This is a genomic window from Phosphitispora fastidiosa (assembly GCF_019008365.1).
GTDB classification, from domain to species: domain Bacteria; phylum Bacillota; class Thermincolia; order Thermincolales; family UBA2595; genus Phosphitispora; species Phosphitispora fastidiosa.
Window position 1 is genome coordinate 248,619 of record NZ_JAHHUL010000003.1, and the last position, 21,586, is coordinate 270,204.

General features: G+C 49.3%; 19 protein-coding genes. 14 read left to right on the forward strand and 5 right to left on the reverse strand.

Going from position 1 to position 21,586, the window contains the following annotated elements; all coding sequences use genetic code 11:
- The first annotated feature begins 26 nt into the window (after positions 1-26).
- The 5 genes from Ga0451573_RS05145 (at position 27) to Ga0451573_RS05165 (ending at position 5,799) form a co-directional block, all read left to right on the forward strand.
- Complete coding sequence (locus Ga0451573_RS05145) at positions 27-2,201, forward strand: hydantoinase/oxoprolinase family protein (RefSeq protein WP_231682815.1); 2,175 nt, start codon at positions 27-29, stop codon at positions 2,199-2,201.
- Positions 2,198-3,919, forward strand: coding sequence for a hydantoinase B/oxoprolinase family protein (locus Ga0451573_RS05150; protein ID WP_231682816.1), 1,722 nt, complete (start codon positions 2,198-2,200; stop codon positions 3,917-3,919). The genes Ga0451573_RS05145 and Ga0451573_RS05150 overlap by 4 nt, the downstream gene beginning before the upstream one ends.
- Positions 3,920-4,009: 90 nt before the next feature.
- Positions 4,010-4,702, forward strand: coding sequence for a polyprenyl diphosphate synthase (gene uppS, locus Ga0451573_RS05155; RefSeq protein ID WP_231682817.1), 693 nt, complete (start codon positions 4,010-4,012; stop codon positions 4,700-4,702).
- A gap of 48 nt (positions 4,703-4,750) precedes the next feature.
- Positions 4,751-5,260: a DUF3231 family protein gene (locus Ga0451573_RS05160; protein WP_231682818.1), complete on the forward strand. Its 510-nt coding sequence runs from the start codon at positions 4,751-4,753 to the stop codon at positions 5,258-5,260.
- Positions 5,261-5,283: 23 nt separating this feature from the next.
- Positions 5,284-5,799, forward strand: coding sequence for a DUF3231 family protein (locus Ga0451573_RS05165; protein WP_231682819.1), 516 nt, complete (start codon positions 5,284-5,286; stop codon positions 5,797-5,799).
- Here Ga0451573_RS05165 and cls read toward each other — a convergent pair whose 3' ends face one another.
- Complete coding sequence (gene cls / locus Ga0451573_RS05170) at positions 5,800-7,275, reverse strand: cardiolipin synthase (RefSeq protein ID WP_231682820.1); 1,476 nt, start codon at positions 7,273-7,275, stop codon at positions 5,800-5,802.
- 195 nt (positions 7,276-7,470) lie between these two features.
- Between cls and Ga0451573_RS05175 the strand changes: the two genes are divergently transcribed.
- The 6 genes from Ga0451573_RS05175 to Ga0451573_RS05200 all read left to right on the forward strand — a co-directional run bounded on the left by Ga0451573_RS05175 (position 7,471) and on the right by Ga0451573_RS05200 (position 16,732).
- Positions 7,471-11,208: an EAL domain-containing protein gene (locus tag Ga0451573_RS05175; protein WP_231682821.1), complete on the forward strand. Its 3,738-nt coding sequence runs from the start codon at positions 7,471-7,473 to the stop codon at positions 11,206-11,208.
- Positions 11,209-11,275: 67 nt separating this feature from the next.
- On the forward strand, positions 11,276-11,821 hold the full coding sequence (locus Ga0451573_RS05180) for an outer membrane protein assembly factor BamB family protein (RefSeq protein ID WP_231682822.1): 546 nt from the start codon (positions 11,276-11,278) through the stop codon (positions 11,819-11,821).
- Positions 11,822-12,046: 225 nt separating this feature from the next.
- Complete coding sequence (locus Ga0451573_RS05185; RefSeq protein ID WP_231682823.1) at positions 12,047-12,280, forward strand: hypothetical protein; 234 nt, start codon at positions 12,047-12,049, stop codon at positions 12,278-12,280.
- A 259-nt stretch (positions 12,281-12,539) separates the two neighbouring features.
- Entirely contained in the window at positions 12,540-13,754 is a 1,215-nt protein-coding gene (locus tag Ga0451573_RS05190) for an S-layer homology domain-containing protein (RefSeq protein ID WP_231682824.1), read from the forward strand.
- Between the two features lie 70 nt (positions 13,755-13,824).
- The gene (locus Ga0451573_RS05195; protein WP_231682825.1) at positions 13,825-16,005 is read left to right on the forward strand and encodes a DNA topoisomerase III; all 2,181 of its coding nucleotides are present in this window, start codon (positions 13,825-13,827) and stop codon (positions 16,003-16,005) included.
- 100 nt (positions 16,006-16,105) lie between these two features.
- On the forward strand, positions 16,106-16,732 hold the full coding sequence (locus Ga0451573_RS05200; RefSeq protein ID WP_331459380.1) for a peptidylprolyl isomerase: 627 nt from the start codon (positions 16,106-16,108) through the stop codon (positions 16,730-16,732).
- A gap of 43 nt (positions 16,733-16,775) precedes the next feature.
- Here the strand turns inward: Ga0451573_RS05200 and Ga0451573_RS05205 are convergent, their stop codons facing one another.
- Entirely contained in the window at positions 16,776-17,528 is a 753-nt protein-coding gene (locus Ga0451573_RS05205; protein WP_231682826.1) for an acyl-[acyl-carrier-protein] thioesterase, read from the reverse strand.
- A 134-nt stretch (positions 17,529-17,662) separates the two neighbouring features.
- Here Ga0451573_RS05205 and Ga0451573_RS05210 point away from each other — a divergent pair, with 134 nt between their 5' ends.
- Positions 17,663-18,535: an aldose epimerase family protein gene (locus tag Ga0451573_RS05210; protein ID WP_231682827.1), complete on the forward strand. Its 873-nt coding sequence runs from the start codon at positions 17,663-17,665 to the stop codon at positions 18,533-18,535.
- 305 nt (positions 18,536-18,840) lie between these two features.
- Here the strand turns inward: Ga0451573_RS05210 and Ga0451573_RS05215 are convergent, their stop codons facing one another.
- On the reverse strand, positions 18,841-19,317 hold the full coding sequence (locus Ga0451573_RS05215) for a metal-dependent transcriptional regulator (RefSeq protein ID WP_231682828.1): 477 nt from the start codon (positions 19,315-19,317) through the stop codon (positions 18,841-18,843).
- 235 nt (positions 19,318-19,552) lie between these two features.
- Here Ga0451573_RS05215 and Ga0451573_RS20220 point away from each other — a divergent pair, with 235 nt between their 5' ends.
- Positions 19,553-19,648 (forward strand): zinc finger domain-containing protein, encoded by a 96-nt coding sequence (locus tag Ga0451573_RS20220; protein ID WP_353740063.1) that lies wholly within the window; start codon positions 19,553-19,555, stop codon positions 19,646-19,648.
- 1 nt (position 19,649) lies between these two features.
- On the opposite strand, the gene Ga0451573_RS05220 is transcribed toward Ga0451573_RS20220, so the two are convergent.
- A complete protein-coding gene (locus tag Ga0451573_RS05220) occupies positions 19,650-20,315 on the reverse strand; it encodes a SanA/YdcF family protein (protein ID WP_231682829.1) in 666 nt (221 codons plus the stop codon).
- A gap of 216 nt (positions 20,316-20,531) precedes the next feature.
- On the opposite strand from Ga0451573_RS05220, the gene Ga0451573_RS05225 reads away from it, so the two are divergent.
- Positions 20,532-20,864, forward strand: a complete 333-nt coding sequence (locus tag Ga0451573_RS05225) for a cupin domain-containing protein (protein WP_231682830.1) — start codon at positions 20,532-20,534, stop codon at positions 20,862-20,864.
- 103 nt (positions 20,865-20,967) lie between these two features.
- On the opposite strand, the gene Ga0451573_RS05230 is transcribed toward Ga0451573_RS05225, so the two are convergent.
- Positions 20,968-21,528: a hypothetical protein gene (locus Ga0451573_RS05230; RefSeq protein ID WP_231682831.1), complete on the reverse strand. Its 561-nt coding sequence runs from the start codon at positions 21,526-21,528 to the stop codon at positions 20,968-20,970.
- Positions 21,529-21,586: the final 58 nt, after the last annotated feature.

The following is a 21,586-nucleotide window of genomic DNA, read 5'->3' on the forward strand; positions in this document are numbered from 1 at the left end:
GCAAATGAATGACGGAGGACCGGCAGATGAATGATGGAGGACCGGCAGATGAAAGACAGATTGGGGGGAAAACCATGTTTCGGGTAGCCATTGACACTGGAGGGACATTTACAGATATTGCGGCTGTGAGCGAATCCGGACAGATGATGATGCTTAAGAGTCCAACTGACAGGGAGAACCCGGCGCAAGGGATAATTCTAGCCCTGGCGGAAATGGCAGGCTGTTGGGGACTGGACCTGACCGCTTTTCTGGAACAAACCGATCAGATTATTCACGGGACCACCCTTGCCCTGAATGCACTGCTGGAAGGACGCGGTTCCCGGACTGCCCTGCTGACCACTGAAGGTTTCCGGGATGCCCTGGAGATAAGGCGGTCACGCAGGGACAACCAGTGGGATTTGCGGGCTCCGGGACCCAGGCTCCTGGTGCCGCGTCGTTTGCGCCTGGGTATCAGGGAACGGGTGGACTACCGGGGGGAGGTTGTTATTCCCCTCGACCGGAAACGACTGCAGGATACGGCTGCCCTCCTTCAGGCAGAGGGCGTGGAGGCAGCAGCGGTTTGTTTCTTGTTTTCTTTTCAGAACCCGGCCCATGAGGAGGCTGCTGCGGCAGTACTCCGGGAGTTTCTGCCGGGGGTTTTTATTACCACTTCAGCTAAGGTGTCACCCCGGATCAGGGAGTATGAACGTACTTCCACGGTGGTCCTCAATGCTTATCTGACCCCCGTTGTGGCCGCCTATTTGAATATACTTGAAGAAAAACTGGCTGCTTACGGCTGGTACAGGCCTATTTATCTGATGCTTAACAGCGGCGGACTGACTGATGCCGGGACGGTAAAGAACTTTGCCGTAAAAACCCTTTTGTCAGGTCCGGCAGGGGGAGCACAGGGAGGACAGGGCTTGGCACAGGCCCTGCAAAAGCCTGATCTGGTGGTCGCTGATATGGGAGGAACAAGTTTTGATGTGACCCTGGTAGTGAACGGTAAGTGCAGGCAGGTGCCGGAAGCTGAGCTGGCCGGTCATCCGGTTACGTTACCAATGACTGATATCAGGTCCATCGGGGCCGGAGGAGGCAGTGTGGCTGCAGTTGATGAAAGCGGCCGGCTCATGGTGGGGCCGCGTTCGGCCGGCTCAGTACCCGGACCGGCCTGTTACGGGCGCGGGGGAACAGAACCGACTGTTACGGATGCCGCCCTGCTGCTGGGTTTGCTTAATCCGGAAAGTTTCCTGGGCGGCAGGCTTAGGCTGGATTATGACAGGGCTTTCGCTGCTGTCAGGGACATGGTGGCTGCTCCCCTGGGGCTGGACACAGCTAAGGCTGCCCTTGCCATATATCGCATTGCTGCAGCCAGAATGGCTGATGCCATCCGGCTGGTTACAGTCCAGCAGGGGCTTGACCCCCGGCAGTTCGCCCTGGTGGCTGCCGGCGGCGCTTTTCCGCTGTTTGCCGGTCTGATTGCCAATGAACTGGAGATGAGAGAAGCTATTATTCCCCTGCAGGGTCCTGTTTTCTGCGCTTGGGGCATGCTGGGGGCGGCCCGCCGGTTGGATATGTCCAGAACCTGCCTGGTATCATCAGAGGCTTTTGACTGCGGAAATCTGAATACTCTGGTTGGGGATATGCTGGCACAGGGGAATGCAGACCTGGACAGGTATGGGATTCCCATTTCGGAACGGGAAACGGAACTGACCCTGGAAATGAAATATCTGGACCAACATCACGAGATTAGTATCAATCCAGGGGAATCGAGGTTTGATTTATCATCTGTGAAAAAAATAAATAATACTTTCCATGAGCGCCATCGGGAACTCTTCGGTTATGACGAGCCCGGCAAGCCGTGGGAAATCGTCAATGTCCGGCTGGTATGCCGGGAGAAGGCCAGGGAATATGTGTACCCCGGTCTCAGCCATTTGACAGGGGATAACGGTAAAAGTCAGAAATGTCCTGTAACGGGGTCCCGTGAGATTATGATAGACCCCGCCGGATGGGAGACGGTAAAGGTTTATGGCGCTGCGGAGCCGCCGCTGGAGGTATCAGGTTCTGGCCTGCCGCCGGAGGTGCCTGGTCCGGCCCTGCTGGAGTTTACTTATACCACTGTCCTGGTCCCTGCCGGTTTTACTGCATTGGCTGGGGGGCATGGCTGTATTTCGCTGCAGCGTGAAGCAAATAATGTAAATAAGCGGAAGGAGGGTGGCCAATGAGCCCAGATACCGATACCCGTACAGAACGTATCATCCTCCAGGCGGTAATAGCCAACCGCCTGGACAGTATAGCCGGGGAAATGGGCCTGGTCCTGGAACGGTCGGCCCGTTCGCCTATTTTTGCCGAGGCCTGTGATTTTGCCTGTGGGATATGTAATGCCAGGGGTGAACTGGTGTCCCAGCTAAGCGGTATCCCTATTCTGGCCACAGCAGGTTCCTTTAGCGTCCAGGCAGTATTGGAACGTTATGGGGACACGATAGCGGACGGGGATGCATATATCGTTAATGACCCCTATTACGGAGGCAATCACCTGCCTGATATAGGCATAATCACTCCTGTATTCGCCGGGGGAGAATTGCTTTTTTTCTGTGTCAGCCGGGCACACCACGGGGATATCGGGGGATCAGCGGCAGGGAGCTATAACCCCAAGGCCACGGAGATTTTTCAGGAAGGGCTGCGCATTCCGCCCCTCCGGCTGGTCAACAGGGGCGTCATGGTGGAGGAAGTCCTGGACCTGATAACTTATAATACCCGGAATCCCGGGATGCTGCGGAGTGACCTGTTAGCCCAGACGGGGGCCAACCGGATAGGCCGCCGGCGCCTTCTGGAGATGCTTGAGCAATACTCGGCAGGCGTCATCTGCCGGACAGTTGAAGAGATCCTGGACCAGGCTGAAAAGCTGGCCAGGGAACGAATTGCAGCTTTGCCGGAGGGGATTTTTACCGGTGTTGAGTTAGTAGATGACGACGGTTTTCAGGAGGAGCCCATTCGTATCGAAGCCAGGGTCATAAAAAAGAGTGACAGCCTCACGGTGGATTTTTCGGGGACTGACTCCCAGGTCAGGGGGTTTGTGAATACATCAATTGTAACTACCACAACTGCAGCCTGTATAGCTGTATTATGGGTTCTGGGGCCTGATGTTCCCAGAAACGGAGGGGCTTTTCGGGCTATCACGGTTAATGCCCCCAGGGGCTCCCTGGTAAATCCACTGCCACCTGCCCCGGTCACCCTCTGCACCCTTACTCCGGCCGGAGAGGTTATTGCCGCTATTTTCAAAGCCCTGGCGGCAGCAGTTCCGGAGCAGATACCGGCAGGTTTTGGCCGGTACTGTGGTCCGTCATTTTACGGAGTGGACCCCCGTACAGAGAGGTTCTATGTTGGTTTCGCTTTCTGTGCCCTGGGGTCGGGCGGCGCTATGGACGGGTTGGATGGCAGTCCCTATATGGCACCGATATCCAATTACGGGGGAGTAAGGACACCAAATATCGAGTCCAATGAAGTGCAGTATCCGCATATTACCCTCTGTCACGAAATGGAGCCTGATACGGCAGGACCGGGACGTTATCGCGGCGGGCCGGGCATCAGGTATGCCATCCGGTTTTATGACCCCAAGCCGGGAATTGCTATGTTTGGTGATGGGATGAAGATTCCCCCATATGGCCTGAAAGGGGGAGAAACCGGGAGCCTTAACAGGGCATCCCTCTATACATGTGAGGAGGAGGTCCCGCTGCAGAGCAAGGAGAGTCCGCGGCAGCTGCAGCCCGGAGACTCAGTGATGCTGGTATCTTCAGGGGGCGGCGGCTGGGGCAGCCCTATGGAACGGGACCCTGAGCTGGTGCTGCAGGATGTGCGGGATGGCATTGTGTCAATTGAGGCAGCCGGGAGAGTTTATGGTGTGGTCATTGAGAAAACAGGCGGTCTGACTCCTGAATTCTGACTTCTTTTTGCAGCTTTGCTGTGGTATGGTATAACGTCAGCCAACCGGTAAATACTATATTTACTTAAGCATATCCATTGGAGGAAGGAAATGACCTGTTTGCAATTACCACAGTTTAATCGTCTGCCTAAGCACATTGGTATTATTCCGGACGGTAACCGCAGGTGGGCGGAGAACAATGGGCTGACCAAGGAATGCGGTTATGAAAATGGTATCGGGCCGGGGCTCCAGCTTTATGAGTTTTGTCGTGCCTTGGGTATCAAAGAGCTGACCTTCTATGGGTTCACCCAGGATAATACCAAGAGACCGCTTCCCCAGAAGAAGGCTTTTAAACAGGCCTGTATAGATGCTGTCCTCAAACTTTCAGAGTGTGATGCCGCGTTAAGGGTCATCGGTAATGCTGATTCCCCTTCGTTTCCACGCGAATTGATACCATACACCAACAGGGTTTCATTCGGCAAGGGTTCCATCAAGATTAATTTTCTGGTAAATTACGGCTGGCAGTGGGACCTGAATCATGGACTGAGCGGTGCGGCCGGGAAAGAGACCAAGGGGAAAGGCGTCCAGAGGGGTTTTTATAAACATCTGGCATCTTCCGATGTCTCCAGGGTGGATTTGATTATTCGCTGGGGAGGCCGCAGGAGGCTGAGTGGATTTTTGCCGGTGCAGTCGATATATTCGGATTTTTATATCATCGATGATTACTGGCCGGACTTCACTCCGGAACACCTCTTTGAAGCCCTCAGGTGGTATGAGGGGCAGGATATCACTCTTGGAGGATAATCAAAAGTGCATCTGACGTTAGGACTTTGTTAATAAGGGGCGTTTTTCATGGTTCAAATCGGTAATTTTCATGTCGGTGCAGCCGATGCGCTTAAACCGCCTGTGCTGAGCACAGGGGAAGTATATATCCTGTGGGATATGTTAGTGTCAAGATATGATGCCATAATGATAACCCAGACTTACCAGAACCTGGCCCATGACCCGGAGTTCCGCATGGTACTCACACAGGGGCTGGGCCGAATGCTGGAAAAACAGGTTGACAAACTGGAAGCGGAACTGGACAGGTACATGATCACATTGCCTCCGAGGCCTCCCAAAAGTGTTAACTATGAGGCCCAGTCCGGGGTTTTTCGCGATGAGTTTCTCTTCAGGAGAGTTTTTACAAGCATTCAGGACTTCCTTGACCATCATATCTGGGCAATAAGGGTAACTGTTATTAATGACCCACTGAGGCAGATGTTCATTCAGTTTGCCATTGATGAAGTTGAAGTCTTCGATGACCTGTGTAAATATGGTAAAGTGAAGGGCTGGCTTAGTATACCGCCAATGTCAAATTAATCGCACTGCAAAGGAGACCAGTTATGCAGATAGGCAACTTTCATATCGGACAGGCAAATAAGGCAAAAGAACCGGTAATGGCAGCTGGGGAGTCATATCTGTTGTGGGACAACCTGGTTATCAGGTATGACCTTGTTGAGATAATGCAGATATATCATAATGTTGCCCATGACCCTGACTTTAGAAATTTGCTGGCAGGGGACCTTCAGGTCTGGGAAAAGCAGATTAATGAGATTGAACAGGTGATGAACAAATATAAGCTGCCTATGCCTGAGAGATACCCTAAAAGCTCCAACTTTCCGGCTGACCCCGGCATCATTAAGGACCAGCTTCTGTTCAGAAGAGTTTTTACCACAGCCCAGGATGTTCTGGAATTGTGCATCCGGTCATTAAGGGCTTTTGTCGTTAATGACGAACTGAGAGAAATGTTTGCAGATTTTTTCATAAAAAAACTGCATGTATATGATGAGTTATGCCGATATGGCAAGCTGAAGGGCTGGATGGCAATACCGCCAATGATGCCAGGACAGAAAAATTGATTATAACAGTGGTGACAGGAGGCGGGCTGCGGATTGGCGAATTTTGCTCCAAAGCGGTCTGACGGCAAATTCTGCCGGATTGACCTGCTTTGCCAGGGCCAGGTCCCTGGCAAAATCTGTGTCCAGTTTGGCCACCAGCGCCCGGTCATAAATCATCGCATTAACCTCGAAATTGAGCTGAAAGCTCCTCATATCCAGGTTGGCTGAACCAAGAGATGCCACTTCCCCGTCAACAGAGATTATTTTGGCATGGATGAACCCCGGTTGGTAGAGATATACCTGGATGCCGGCCTCCATAAGTTCGTCAAAATAGCTCTGTGATGCCCAGAAAACAATTTTATGGTCAGGTATGCCAGGCAGAATTATTTTGACATCAACCCCGCTTAAGGCCGCTGTTTTCAGGGCCAGAGAAATACCCTCATCCGGGATAAGGTATGGAGTGGTAATTTTTATAGATCTATGAGCTGAGTTAATCAGCGCAAAATATGACTGGCGGATGGATTCCCAGTCAGAGTCCGGACCGCTGGCGGCAATCTGAATAGGCTGGCCGGCAAAGCTTTTCATCTCCGGGAAATATGAGGAATTGGTTTCGTCAGCAAGTTTCTCGTGACTGACAAACTCCCAGTCCAGCATAAAAATGACTTGCAGGAACTGTACAGCTGACCCCTCCAGCCGGAGGTGTGTATCCCGCCATTTCCCCAGCCTGGGGTGGTAGCCCAGGTATTCGTCGCCCACATTAAGCCCGCCAAGGAATCCAACCCTGCCGTCTATTACAATGATTTTCCGGTGGTTCCGGTAATTCAACTTATTATTGATATATGGCATGATTACAGGCATAAAGGGTTTGATTTCGATGCCGTTTTTCTGCATATCCCGGGTATATTTACCCGGAAGATACCAGCTTCCCACGGCATCATAGATGACCTTCACAGTGACTCCTTCCCGGGCCTTGCGTATCAGGGTCTCTTTTAATCTCCGACCGGTCTTGTCATCACGTATGATATAGTATTCCAGGTGGATATGATTCACTGCCTTTTCCAGTGCGGCAAAAATATTTTCAAAAGCCTCGGTGCCGTCTGACAGGACCTCAGCCGAATTGCTCCTGGTAAACGGCGCGTTTGCATTGTGAAGCATAAGATTGACCAATTGTTTCTTTGAATTCAGTTCCCTGGCAAATTCACAGTCGTTTTCAATACAGTCTATCTGGCTGTTGACGATGCTTCTAAGGTATTTCATTTCATTGATATACTTGGTGCGCACGGCTTTTCTTCTACGGAGGTTTTGTCCCAGCATCAGGTATACTATGAAGCCGAGGATAGGGAAAATATTGAGCACCGCCAGCCAGGCAATTGTCTTATAGGGGTTTTTCTTTTCCATAAAAATCAGGAAGCTGACCACTATGATAAGAATTGTGGTAGATGCCGAATATGCCCAGACAATTCCTTCACCATAAAGAGACCAAAAATCTGTTAACATAAGTTACCTCCAGGGCTTTTAGAGTGCTGTTTTTTTAATGTTACCAGAAAACCCGCAAAATTTCCATAATTCTTGATGCCATCTTTTGCTAATCGCAAATCATTTGTTGTCGAAAATTACCAATTCGCGCAGGAAGAATTATATAAATGTCGTATTTATAATAATAATGATTTGTATTATTTTGCGGAGGATATTATGACCGGATCCAACAGAGCCAACAGCAATAACAGGCCTATAAAGGCAGCGCTTTTTTTAGCAGCTCTTGCTGCCCTCGGTATTGCCGGTAATTTTATGAGTCTCTCACTGGCGTTAGGAGTGGAGTTCTTTTTTGGCAGTATTGCCGTCCTCCTGGCGCTTCGTATATACGGACTCGGGTGGGGCCTTCTTACTGCTGTTGCTGCTGCAGGCTGCACCTTATACTTAAGGCAGCCGTTATCATTTCCGATTTTCATGTTAGAAGCCCTGTTTGTTGGATATTTCCTGAAACGAAGAGCGGAAACCATCATTATTCCCGGAGTTATTTTCTGGGTCTGTATCGGTTTTCCGACAATTTGGCTTTTTAATATTAAGGTACTGGGAGTGGACTTTCAAATTGCTTTGCTGATTTCTCTGAAGGCAGCAGTAAACGGTATTTTTAACGCCCTGGCTGCCAATGTGTTGTATACACACCTGCCTTTAGGCAAGTGGGCCGGTATTGACCGGGAACCCAACAAGGGAAACTCTGCCAGCTTGAGACAGCTTTTGTTTAATGTTCTGGTTGCTATTGTGCTTTTTCCAGCCCTGTTGTTAATGGTCGTTGATAATCAGCGGGAACAGGCAAATATGCAGCAGGAGATTGAGACAATCATTAAAACTTCATCTGCAGGAATAGTCAACAATCTTAAGATTTGGGAGCAGGAACATTTAGGCGCTCTTACTGAACTTGCCAGCCTGTCTGCCGGGGATGACCTGACAACAGAGGAGTTACAGCTAAGCGCCGCCATATTAAGAATGTCACACTTGGACATTATCCGGGTTCATATAGATGATGCGGAGGGAACCAGCAGAGTCTTTTCGCCGGATATTGATGAAAACGGGAGACCGGCAGTCGGGCTGAACTTTTCCGACAGACCTTATTACAGGGAACTGAAGGAAACTCAGCAGCCGGTTGTATCCGACGTGTTTATGGGCCGTGTGGGCAACCCTGTTCCCATTGCAACGATGGGTGTCCCCATAATTGTGCAAAACCGGTTTGCGGGTTATGTTATAGCATCATTGGATATTAGCTATGTTAGTGCCCATCTGCTGGATATAAACGGCCCGATGAATGAGTTGGATGCCACTATTGTTGACAGCAAGGGGAAAGTGGTAGCCAGTACCTGCAGCGGAATCAGCCCCACACAGGTTATTGACCGTAAAGAGGGCGGCCGTAAAGCAGCTTTTGGAAACAACATTTTTCATTGGATACCGGGTTCTTCGGGGCGCCAGCCGGGACTGGCGCGCTGGCAGGAATCATTTTATATAACGGAAATACAGGTTGGCAGGTACACTCCATGGACCTTGGTTACCGAAGTTTCCATGGCGCCTTTCCTCCAGGAGGCTATGGGCACGAATATTAAAAATATGGCCGGAATACTGGTTTTGGCTATACTGGCTTTGATTTTTGCGGACGTTATCTGCCGCGGGCTGGTGGGACCTGTTTCCAGCCTGGCCGGAGTCACCACAAATCTTCCGGAAAAGATTCTCCATGGGCAGGCTGTTGCCTGGCCTGCCAGTTCCCTGGCGGAGATGACCTCCCTGGTAGATAACTTTAAATCCATGGCAGCCACGCTTCGGGAGAATTTCAATGAGCTGCAGGCAGCCAAGATAAAAGTAGAAGAGGAAAAAAACACCCTTGAGGCCATTATAGCTGGGATAGGTGATGGTATCAGCATTCAGGATACTAATTTAAAAATCCTGTTTCAAAACAGTATCTGCAAGGACCTCATAGGTGATTATATGGGGGAATACTGTTATGCCGCTTACGAAAACAAAGAAGATGTCTGTGTAGGCTGTCCTGTACAGATGTCATTTCGTGACGGGGTTATCCATACCACAGAGAGGCATTTCACTGCCCAGGGCGGCAAGGGTGAAATACATGTAGAAATTACATCCTCGCCACTCAGGGATGCTGCCGGAGAAATTATCGGGGCCATAGAGGTTATCAGGGATATCAGTGAACGCACCAGGGCTGAGGAGGTACGCAGAAGAACAGAACAGATGATATGGGAAGAGAAGGAACGTGCCCTGGTTACCCTGCATTCCATCGGTGATGCGGTTATCAGTACAAATGCCCGGGGAGACGTTGAATACCTTAATCCGGTGGCAGAAAAACTTACCGGCTGGACCAATGAGGCAGCCAGGGGGAAACCCCTCCTGGAGGTATTCCGGATAGGCAGTGAAACCGGCGAGAAGCTTGAGAATCCTGTTGAATACTGTATGCGTGAAGTGAATGGCGGCGGTTTTTCCTCCCATAACGCTGTTTTAACTGACCGGGTGGGGAATAAATATGTCATCGAATGTGTTGCCTCACCTATCAAAGAGCGGGCAGGCCGGATTATTGGGGCTGTCCTGGTTTTCCGTGACATTACCGAAAGGCGTAATATGATGCAGCAATTGGTATATCAAGCTCACCATGATTCCCTGACTGATGTGCCCAACAGAATACTGTTTGTTGAACGGCTTACTTTCGAACTGTCACGGACAAGGTACCAAAACGGCCAGCTGGCTGTCATGTTCCTGGACCTCGATAGATTCAAACGTGTTAACGATATGCTGGGTCATGCTTTCGGTGATCAGCTGCTGCAAAATGTGGTTAACAGGCTGCAGACCTGTGTGCGCGACTGTGACACTATTTCCCGGCTGGGGGGTGATGAATTTGCCATTTTGCTGCCTGAAGTCTCCGGCAGGGAGGATGTGGAAATTATTGCCCTCAGCGTGCTTTCAGTGATGCGAGAGCCATGGATAATGGCCGGTCAGGAGTTTCATATTACCACAAGTATCGGAATTTCCCTGTATCCCTTCGATGGTGAAGACCCTGACACACTCCTGAAAAATGCTGATATGGCCATGTATCGGGCCAAAGAAAACGGCAGAAACAATTTTTGTTTCTATACTCCTGCTATGAACATCATGGTGCATGAACGGCTATCCCTTGAAAACAGCCTGCACCGTGCCCTTGAGTTGGAGCAGTTTGTAGTCTATTATCAACCCCAGGTGGATATTAACTCTGGTCAGATAACAGGCATGGAAGCCCTGGTAAGGTGGATGCATCCCAAACTGGGACTGGTTGTTCCGGACAAATTTATCCCGGCGGCTGAGGAAACCGGATTGATTGTTCCTATTGGGGAATGGGTGCTGCGCAGGGCCTGTGCCCAAAACAAGGCATGGCAGAAGGCCGGTTTCACACCGGTGCGGGTTGCAGTTAATATCTCCGGAAGGCAGTTCATGCAGCCTGACCTCGCGGCAAAAATAGCCGAAATACTGCAGGAAACAGGTTTGGAACCCCGCTTTTTGGAACTCGAGATTACTGAAAGCGTTGCCATGCAGGATGCTGAATTTACTGCAGCCATTCTGAGTGAACTTAACAACATGGGAATCAGAATAGCTATAGACGATTTTGGCACCGGTTATTCTTCACTCAACTACCTGAAACGGTTTCCTATCAGCGCCCTCAAGATTGACAGGATGTTCCTGCGGGATATTCCGGAAAACAGGGATAATGCTGCTATTGTTAATACTATAATTGTTTTGGGACATAACATGGGTATGGATATTATTGCTGAAGGTGTGGAATCACAGGCACAGCTTGATTTCCTTAGAAAGCGAAGCTGTAATAAGATGCAGGGATTTTTATGCAGCAAGCCTGTTCCTGCTGATAACGCGGAAAGGCTCCTGCAAAAAACGATTTCGTAAAAAATGGCACACCTGCCGGGCTTGATGAGTATCTTTATATTAAGAACTCTGAAGGGGCGTGTCCGGTATGGCGGTTCGTACGGTGAAGTCGCGTACTGAGAGAACGGTTATGCAGTTTCAAAGAATTAAGGGCCAAATAACTCACAAGACTGATGAGCGGAAAACCTGTGAGGCTCTGGCTGCTCCTCTATTTGATGGCCGCATTTTTGCAGGGAGTAGTTCGGGGGTCGTGTACTGTTTTGATGCCCTTACCGGACAGCAGTTATGGAGCGCTGCTGTGGAAGGGGCAGTCAGGAACCGGCCTGCAGCAGACCATGAGCGGGTCTATGTTACTGATGAGGCATCTAAGCTGTATGCATTTGACAAGAATTCCGGGAAACTTATCTGGACAGCTCCTGTCAGCACAGAACAGAGCCGGGTTTATGGAAGAGATGGGGCAGACGATGTGCCTCAGCCGGTGGTTACGGGAAATAGGGTGCTGGTGTTTGCCGGAGAGAGGGAAGAAACTGTTTTGCTGGCCTTTGCGGCGGAAACCGGAAAACTGTTGTTAGAGACCGCAGTTCCGCCTAAAGAGGCACATTACATCAGAGGCTATCGCCTGCCGGCATTGTAAGACGAATTAAGATTACTTCGGGATTCTTTCTTTGACATTTAATTAGGCTTAAACAATAATAGTTCTGCAAACGAAATGCCCCAAATTAAATATTTGGGGTATTTAATATTGCTTAACTAATTTAAAAGGGATGAGCCTTGCAAAACAGGCATTTCTAAAGCGTAGTAATGAAAAACCAGAATGGGAGAGATATTAATGATATATTGAAGGAGGTGTTAGCATAAAATGGTTCGCAAGGCACCCGCTACAACCAAAAACAAGGGCAGTCACAAAGATGAAACCCGCATACCGGGGGTTACTTCAGGCTCAGATATGATCCAGCAAATGGGAGATGCAGCCGGGATAGCGCTGGATAATGCCATTGCCGGCGCTGCCAGTGAAAAGAGGGCAGAAGATGTTATGGCTCTCCCTTTGGGCGGCCTGAATAACGAGATCGCCGATCGAATTAACAGTGAGTAAGCGAAGGAGGTAATGCCGCTGAGGCAGCTGAACAGAAAACTCCTGAAAGGCCTCCGGAGAAATAGAGGATGATATCAAAAGGGATTGGCCCATTAAAATAAGTACTTTATGGGCTAATCCCTTAATATTACAGGTCCTGACCACCTTTGTAAATAATGATGGCTGCCGGAATTTGCAGGAATCAGTATTATTGGTGGAGTATAGATAAATATGTAAAAGTTGGGAAGTGAAGATTTTTGTATTGAAGGGATTGATGACAATGAAAAGGTTGTTTTTAAAATTGGTTACTATTTTACTGTTTAGCCAATTTGCTTCCGTTCCAAGCTGGGCCGCCAGCTCTTTGCCAGGCCATAATTTTAGCGATGTACCCGCAAACCACTGGGCACATGAAGCGGTTTCAGAATTAGCATCCAGAGGCATTGTTAAAGGATTTCCGGATGGTATGTTTCGCCCTGATCTGAATGTAACCCGAGAGCAATTTGCGGTAATGATAGTACTTGCTGCAGGGTTAGAAACCAGTTACTCGGATACACCCAAGTACCGGGATGTACCACCTGACTATTGGGCCTACCCATACATCGAAGCGGCAAAACCGTATTTTTCAGGGTATACCTCCGATAGTGGCTCATATTTCAAACCTTCATCGGTAGCTGTTCGGGAAGATGTGGCAGCAGCACTGGTAAGAGCAAAAGGGTACGCAGATGATGAACCCAACCTTGCATTGCTTGAAGAAAAATTTGTGGATAGAGATCAAATATCACCTGAAGCAAAAAAACTGGTTAGCATTGCTGTGGAAAAGGAACTGATCAAGGGGTATCCTGACCATACCTTCAGAGGTAAAGGGAATGTCACAAGGGCAGAAGCAGCAGCAGCTATCTATAGTGCGGCTTTCTTTAAGCCTAACGAACTTGCCGGAATAGTTGCATCGGTTAATGGTGAAGAAATTACCCGGGAAAAACTTGATTCGGATTTTGAGAAGGCCAGAGTTGCTCTTAGTGAACAGGGAGTGACGTTTGATGGTGCAGATGACCAAAAGCAGTGGCAGGAGCTTGAAAGACAAACACTCCAAAGAATAATAGAACTTACATTAATTAAACAGGCGGCTAAAAGAGAGGGGTTGTTTCCTTCAGATGAGGATATTGCGGCAAAAGTCGAAGAGATTAAGTCTTCATTCGGAAATGAGGCCCAGTTTCAGGACGCCTTGCAGCAGTATGGCTATACAATTGAGGAACTGGCAGACAGGGCATGTGATGAGATGGTATACGAAAACCTTTATAAAAAGGTTACTGACAATATAAACATTGATGAAGAAGATTTTCAAGAACATTATGACAGCGTAGTGTCTTTGGATGGCCAGCCTATTTCATTGAATGAAGCAAGGGGAAATTATATTCTTATGATTGAGCAGGAGAAGTTTAATGAATATCTGGAAAAACTTCGCAGTGAAGCAGAGATAGACATATACCTGGTATGAGTTTTGCCCCCGATTGTTCCGGTATGCTATAATGAAGTGATTGACAAATAGCCATAACGGAGGAGTACATATGAAGTCACTGGTACTGACAGAAAAACCCAGCGTGGGGCGTGAAATTGCCCGGGTTCTGGGATGCCATACCAAGGGTAAGGGATACCTGGAAGGCCCAAAACATGTAGTTACCTGGGCTCTGGGACACCTGGTTACCCTGGCAGAACCCGAGGATTATGACAAGAAATACAAGACCTGGCGGCTGGAAGACCTGCCCATGATGCCCAGGCAGATGAAACTGAAGGCCATTAAGCAGACATCCCAACAGTATGGCGCCGTGAAGAACCTGATGAAGCGGGGTGATCTGGGGGAACTGATCATTGCCACAGATGCCGGGCGGGAAGGTGAGCTTGTGGCCAGGTGGATTATGGAATATGCCGGCTGGAAAAAACCGTTCCGCAGGCTGTGGATTTCATCACAGACAGACTCTGCCATTAAAGAGGGATTTGCCCGGCTGCAGCCCGGGAAGGCATATGACAATCTGTATGCTTCAGCCGTATGCAGGGCTGAGGCCGACTGGCTGATTGGTCTTAATGTGACCAGGGCCCTGACCACCAGGTTTAATGCACAGCTATCGGCAGGGCGGGTACAGACCCCAACCCTGGCGATGATGGTAAACAGGGAAGCGGAGATTAAGAAGTTTATTCCCAAGGACTATTGGACTGTACGGGCTGATTTCGGGGACTATTTTGGCGACTGGCGGGATACTTCGGGTCAGGGCAGAATCTTTGATTTCAGACGGGCCGAAGGCCTGCTCGAGAAAACAAAGGGCGCTGCGGGTAAGATTACGGACCTGAAAGTGGAACAAAAAGCGGACCCGCCGCCCCTGTTGTATGACCTGACCGAGCTGCAGCGGGATGCCAACAGGAGGTATGGCTTTTCGGCACAGAAGACCCTGTCAGTATTGCAGGGATTATATGAACGCCATAAACTGGTTACCTATCCGCGCACAGACTCCCGTTACCTCACCAAGGATATTATACCGACACTGAAGGACAGGCTGAACTCTGTGACCATCGGTGAATATGCAGAATATACCCGCCCATTAACGGGCAAGCCCCTGCCGGTTAACAAGAGGATTGTTGATGACAGCCGGGTCAGTGACCACCACGCCATTATACCTACTGAAGAACCGGTGCGTCTTAGTGTCCTGGAAGCTGATGAAAGAAAACTATATGACCTGATAGTGAAAAAATTTATTGCCGCATTTTACCCGCCGTTCAAATATGAACGGGTTACTGTGATTACTACCGCGGCAGGTGAGAGCTTTTATTCCCGCGGTAAGGTGGTCAGGGATCAGGGTTGGAAGGCTGTTTACGGAAGAGGCGCTGATCAGGAAGGTGAAGAGCGGGATGATGCTCTGCCTGAGCAGGTGCTGCATTCCCAGAAAAAGGGCGCTGTGAAGCAGGTTAAGGATTGTAAGGCAAATAAGTCCCAGACGAAACCCCCGGCGCGATACACCGAGGCTACCCTGCTTTCCGCTATGGAGAGCCCCGGTAAGTTCATTGACGATGAGGAACTCAGGGAAGCACTGAAACAGAGCGGTCTGGGGACACCGGCTACCAGGGCGGAGATTATTGAGAAACTTATTAATACTGATTATGTGGAACGCCGGGGCAAGGAACTCGTACCGACCTCGAAAGGGATTCAACTGATCGGCCTGGTTAGTGAAGAGCTGCGGTCACCGGAGCTTACCGCAAAATGGGAACAGTCCCTATCTGAAATGGCCCGGGGGAGGCAGAGTAAAGCCGTTTTTATGACCGGGATTCGCGAGTACACTGTTAAGCTCGTTAAGGAAGTCGCCACCAGCGGGGCTCAGTTTAAGGCGGATAATATATCCCGCGTCAAGTGTCCCGACTGTGGTCAGTACTTAATCATGATCAAGGGTAAAAAGGGGAAATCCCTGGTTTGCCCGGACCGGTCATGTGGGCACAGGGAAGCCGCCGAACCACAGGTTTCCAATTTTCGCTGTCCGGACTGTAAAAAGAAAATGGTCATTCTGGATAAGCAGGGTAGTAAAATGGTGCGCTGCAAAAACTGCGGTTTTACCGAAAAAATGGCGGATTTCAAGGAAAATCTGTCGGCTGCCCGTGGTAAAGGAGCAGTTAATAAAAAGCTGATAAACCAATACAGTGACCAGGGAACTATTGGCACTAACCTTGGCGCTCTCCTAAAAGAAGCTATGGAAAGTAAGGAGTAAATCGCTAGTGACAGGAGCGGCGAAATCTGTTATCTTTAAATATGGGCAGCATTTTAGCCACCAATAATTGTATAAATAAAAGGGAGAGTGAACAGGAAAAATGACCAAGCGGACAGCGGTATTCACAGCAATTATTATGGTACTGCTCCTGGCTGTCACCGGCTGTGGAGGGAACACGGAAAAGGCTGCCGACACTTCAGGGCAAACGGACCAAACCGGACAGCAGGCCCAAACCGGACAGCAGGATGGTGAAAATCAGGAAAGCGCTCCTTTTGACGAATCAGTCCTGGAGGGTAAGAGAGTAGGTATTATTGAAACAAAATATGGCAAGATATATATTGAGCTGTTTAAGGATGAAGCTCCCAACACGGTGGAAAACTTTAAGAAGCTTGCCGAAAAGGGTTTTTATGACAGCCTTACTTTTCATCGCTATGAGCCCGATTTCGTAATTCAGGGGGGAGACCCCGAGGGTAACGGGAGGGGCGGTCCCGGGTATACCATCAAGGCTGAGATTAATTCCCACAAGCACCTTAAAGGGGCTGTGGCCATGGCCCGCAAGGAAGGTGACCTGGACTCTGCCGGTAGCCAGTTTTATATTACTCTTGAGGAAACACCGTTCCTTGATGGGCAGTATACGGTTTTTGGCCAGGTAGTCGGGGGCATGGATGCAGTTATCCAGCTCAGAGCCGGTGACAAGATGGACAAGGTTACAGTAAAAGACTTTTAGGGAATTTTCCGAATCACCAAACCCGTGGCTGAAGCGCCGCGGGTTAACTTCTGGGCAGCCATACGGTCCGTGCCCTGACCAGTTCCGCGCCGGTATCGGAGTCAAGAATACGGTGCAGCAGGGTTTCCCCTGCCTCGGAGGATTCGGCTGTGGCATATTCGGAAAGCACTGAGGAGCCATAGCCGGTTTCTTTTTTATAGGCGATTTCCATAGTGGACAAACGAAAGTCCCTGTGCAGGCAAAGGGGCGCTGCTTCCAGCATCCATTCAACATAGCGGGTATTATTAACATGGTCGTTGGAATCAATATCGCTCAACCTGACCCTAAAGGAAAGACTGCCTTCAGGCTTGTCCAATTCAGGGATATCGGAGAAATCGTCATCAATCATGCGGTCCGGGTTTGCCCCATAGGCATTTTGGATAAAGTCCGGTATCCTTACCGGACGTTTCCGGTTTAGATCCAGAAAAACCCACAGGGATGTGGCCCTGCCCAGCAGAGACTCTCCGGCCCCGGTAATCCTGAATTCCCTGGTGGCGTAAAAACGATGGAAGCTTGATGGCCAGGTTTCAATAACTGCAGTTTCATTCCGTGACGGGTATTTTTCTATTTTTACCGACCAGCGGGTAAGTACCCAGCCCTTATTATCCTTCTGCAGCCGGTCGATTCCGCAGCCGACTGTATCAGAGTGCCTGATGGCGGTCTCCTCAAGGTAGTTCAGGACTGCCACAGGTGAGGCTTCGCGGTGGTTGTTAAGTTCATAATAAGGGACAGGGATTATAGTTTTAAAGGAATTCATAGGGTCACTCCTTAAATGATATAATAAAAATCCACCCAATTAAACAAGTATATAATAAAAATCCACCCAATTAATAATTATAACTTATCGGGAGGCTAATTTTAAGGCAAAATATTTTGGGGGAGGTGTTTTGTTTGTTCAGCTTCAGGAGACTTGTTGAAAAAGGTTTGGAAATCTGCGAGATTTTCAGTGATAATGGCATCACAGCCAGGTTTATCCCCGGAAGGGGAGGGATGCTGACGGAGTACTTTATGGGAGATGTGCCGCTTTTTTACCTGGACAGCAGCACTCTATATGACAATGCCAAAAATGTCCGCGGGGGTAATCCGGTTCTTTTTCCCATCTGTGGTCCTTTGGAGAATGGCAGGTATACCCTGGATAACGGCCGGGAGTATGAAATGAAGCAGCATGGTCTCGCCAGGAATCTTCCGTGGCAGGCTGAGGAGCCCGAATGCCTTAGGGACAGCGCCAGGATTAAGCTGTCCCTGGAAAGCAGTGAAGCAACCCGGAAGGTCTACCCCTTTGATTTCAGGCTGGAGTTTGCTTACTTTATAACAGAAGGGACTGTTACCATTGAGCAGAAGTACATTAACTGCTCAGATACAGACATGCCTTTTTATGCCGGCTTCCACCCGTATTTTTATGCTCCGGGGGTAAAGGCCGTTAAGCTGTACATTCCGGCGAAAAGCTGTGATGATATTAAAAAAGGGGCAACTCAGGTGTTTCATGGGATTCCGGATTTTAACTCTGTTCCGGAAACGAACCTGGTCTTTGGCGGTCTGCAGGCAAATGAGGCCTGGTTTGACAGAAGCGACGGCTTCCGGGTTACTGTCAGGTATGATGATGCTTTCAGGTATATTGTTCTGTGGGCGCTGCGGGACAGGGAGTTCCTGTGTCTGGAACCATGGATGGGAAGCAATTATGATCTGAACAGGGGCAGGGCTGTCAGGGTGAAACCCGGCTGCGAGTACCGTGCGGTGGTATCGTATTCGGTCAGGAGCCTTTAGGGGAGTTCCTTTTCTGGATGCTGGCAAACCTGGTAATTTTGAGCTTGAAATGTTATAAGACAGGGGTAGATGTGTTCCGGATGGCGGAGTCTGTCGTCCGACCGGCCAGCGACCCGCAGAGCGGGAGCTGCTGCCGGCGGAGATGTCGGGGGTCCCCCCAATCCGTCGAAACGGCGGCCTTACCGAAAGGCCGGGGTTTCGGTAACGGATTGGGGGCCCCGCCGGAGGAATTCATCTACCCCTGTCCATATTACTTTTTAATACTTGAAAAACATGAGGTTTGTCAATAATCTGAACAGGAGCCTTTAGGGGGGTTCCTGTTCCGGCTTGCGATACATATGATAAGCATCTATGAAATCCTGGCGCGATTTAAAAAAACTGACAAAACCGGCAATACACATAAGGGTCTGGGGACCAATAGTATGCTCGATTTTTTCGGTTTCTTCCAGTACACCTTCCTCAAGCCCCAGCAGGAGCAGGAATTCTTCTATGGTTCGGTGACGGTCCAGGAGGGCCCTGCCTTTTTTTTGACCGGCATCATTTAGTAAAATGATACCATATTTTTTATAGTTGACGAGATTAATATCGGCAAGCTTCTGCACCATTTTGGTGGCTGAGGGCGGCTGCACATTCAGAGCCGCTGCCAGGTCCTGAATCCTGGTAAAACCCGAAGTCTCTGAAAGCCGGTAAATCATCTCCAGGTAATCTTCCATTGAGGCTGTCAGCGGGCCTTCATCCTTTTTCATATATTCACGGAAGGTAAAAAATTCCCGGTCAGTCACAATACTCACCTACTTTATGGATAGTAGTCAGCCTAAAAGAAGGGGGTCGGTAAATTATATGTTCGGGCAGGGGGAAATATCCTGCTATCTTCCTCTAATATATTATGTAAACGTTGGTCAATAGGTTAATGATTTTTTGGGATACTCCCGGCCAAAAAAATTGCTGAAATTGGTCCGGACGGGCTGGAGAGGCTATGGGGGGTGATTCCCCGGATATTGAGGGAAGCTATCGATAATGGGAGGGGAACCGTGCAGCGTCTGCGGGAATCCGATTGGTGAAACAAAACTGAATGGCAGGTGGACATACTTCTGTCCTACCTGCCAGCACTGAGTCATATTTTAGTGTCTTTGGTGGCTCGTCCGTCACCCCAGATGGGTATTTCGGGACCAAGATATGTAGGCCGGTCATGAATAGCCAGCTGTGCGGCTGCCTTAGTATTTGCCAGGAGTTCGCGCAGCCTTAAATAGTCTTCACCTAAATATTCCCTTTTATCTGCTTTTACCCCTGAAGCTTTAAGACCGAGTGATCTGGCCAGGTACAACGCCCTGGGGAGATGGAATTCCTGTGTAACGATAATAGCTTTTTTTACTTTAAATACGTCTCTGGCCCGGTACATACTTTCATAAGTGCTGAAACCGGCATGATCCATGAAAATGTCTTCTTCAGGAACGCCCTGCTCCAGGGCATAGAGGCGCATATTGTTGACCTCATCATAAGTTGTCTGACCGTGGTCACCTGTCAGGAGGAGCTTTTTAACCTTACCTTCAGTGTACAGTTCGATTCCTGTAGCAAGGCGGTCAGCAAGTACCGGGGACAGGGATCCGCTTTTGTAAACCCGGGCGCCCAGCACAATAGCTGCATCTGCCTCCGGGCTGTTTGTTACCGTTTGGACACCGGACTTTCCAGATATATATATGGCGAGATTGGAGTATAAGGCAAAGGTGATCACCAAAATAGCGGCTGCAGCACAGAATTTTAAAATTTTTCGGAGTTTCATTTCTTAATTCCTCCAGTTTACCCCAGGAGTCTGGAAACATCCTTTGAAGTTATCTAATAGATTTCAACAGGTTATATTCTTTTTCCTTCAGATATTGGTGATTTTTCGGGTGTATTTATGTGATACAAATCAACGAACCGGAGAAAAATAAGGTGTACAATAGTGTGAAAGTAAAAGCGAAAAAACAAAATGGGAAGAAGAAAGGAAGGGATACATATGCAGGTAATTAAGCTTGAAGACCTGACAAAGGCAGCAACTCCGCGGGGGGTGACCGGAAGAAAGGTATATGAATCTGAACACGTAAATATTATGAATCTGCTGCTTAAAGCCGGGGAAGTTGTGGATACTCACGTAACTCCGGTTGATGTGTTTTTCTATGTCGTCAGGGGAAAAGGGAAAATAGTTGTCGGGGATGAAGCTGCAGTTGTTGAGGCGACAGATATTGTCATAAGTCCTAAGGATATTCCCCATTCAGTTCATGCTTCTGAGGGAGAGTATCTTGAAATCCTGGTGGTCAAGACCCCAAGCCCTGCAAAGGGCGGCAAATAGGGCCGGTAAAAAGAAAGTGAAACTCCACCGGAGGGAGCGTCTGCCTGGCGGCAGGCTGCGAACCGGTGGAGTTTTTTCAATATAAGTATGTTATTGGTTCAGGCTATTGTCCATAACCTATGGCTGCGCCCATTCCGGCGGCTCTGCCCATTCCCATACCACGGCCCATACTCTGGCCTATTCCGGCGGCTCTGCCCATTCCTTTGCCACCTCTGCCGTCACGCGGTCCCACAGTGGTTCGTGCAACACTTTCTGTTACTCTTTGTTCCATGTTTTCCTCACAATACTCAGCCTGTTCCTGTGAGATGGTCCCATTGGCAACACTCTGATCAAGCTGGGATTTTCTCTGTTCCACAATGCTGTCAACCAATTTGTCCTCGGTAACACCTTTGCTTTCTGCAATTTGGCTCAGAGATTTGCCGCTCTGTCGTTCAGTCCTTACTTCTGCGGGCTCCATCCCAAGCAGTTTGCTGACAGAATCCATCATGTTCCCATATACCCGGCCGAGCCCTGCGCCCGGGCCATAAACATTTGCTGTCTGAGTGGCAGCGGGTTCGGCTGTTGCGGCATTGGCATCAGGTAGTGTGAATGGCTGCCCGAAGACGAGCATTCCCCCAAGCGCCAGGACCGCTGCTGTACCTCCCAAGGTTTTTTTGATATTCATTACAATCATCCTTTCTTTTTTTGTACCGGCCTCTGGTTATATAGTAACTGATATTTGT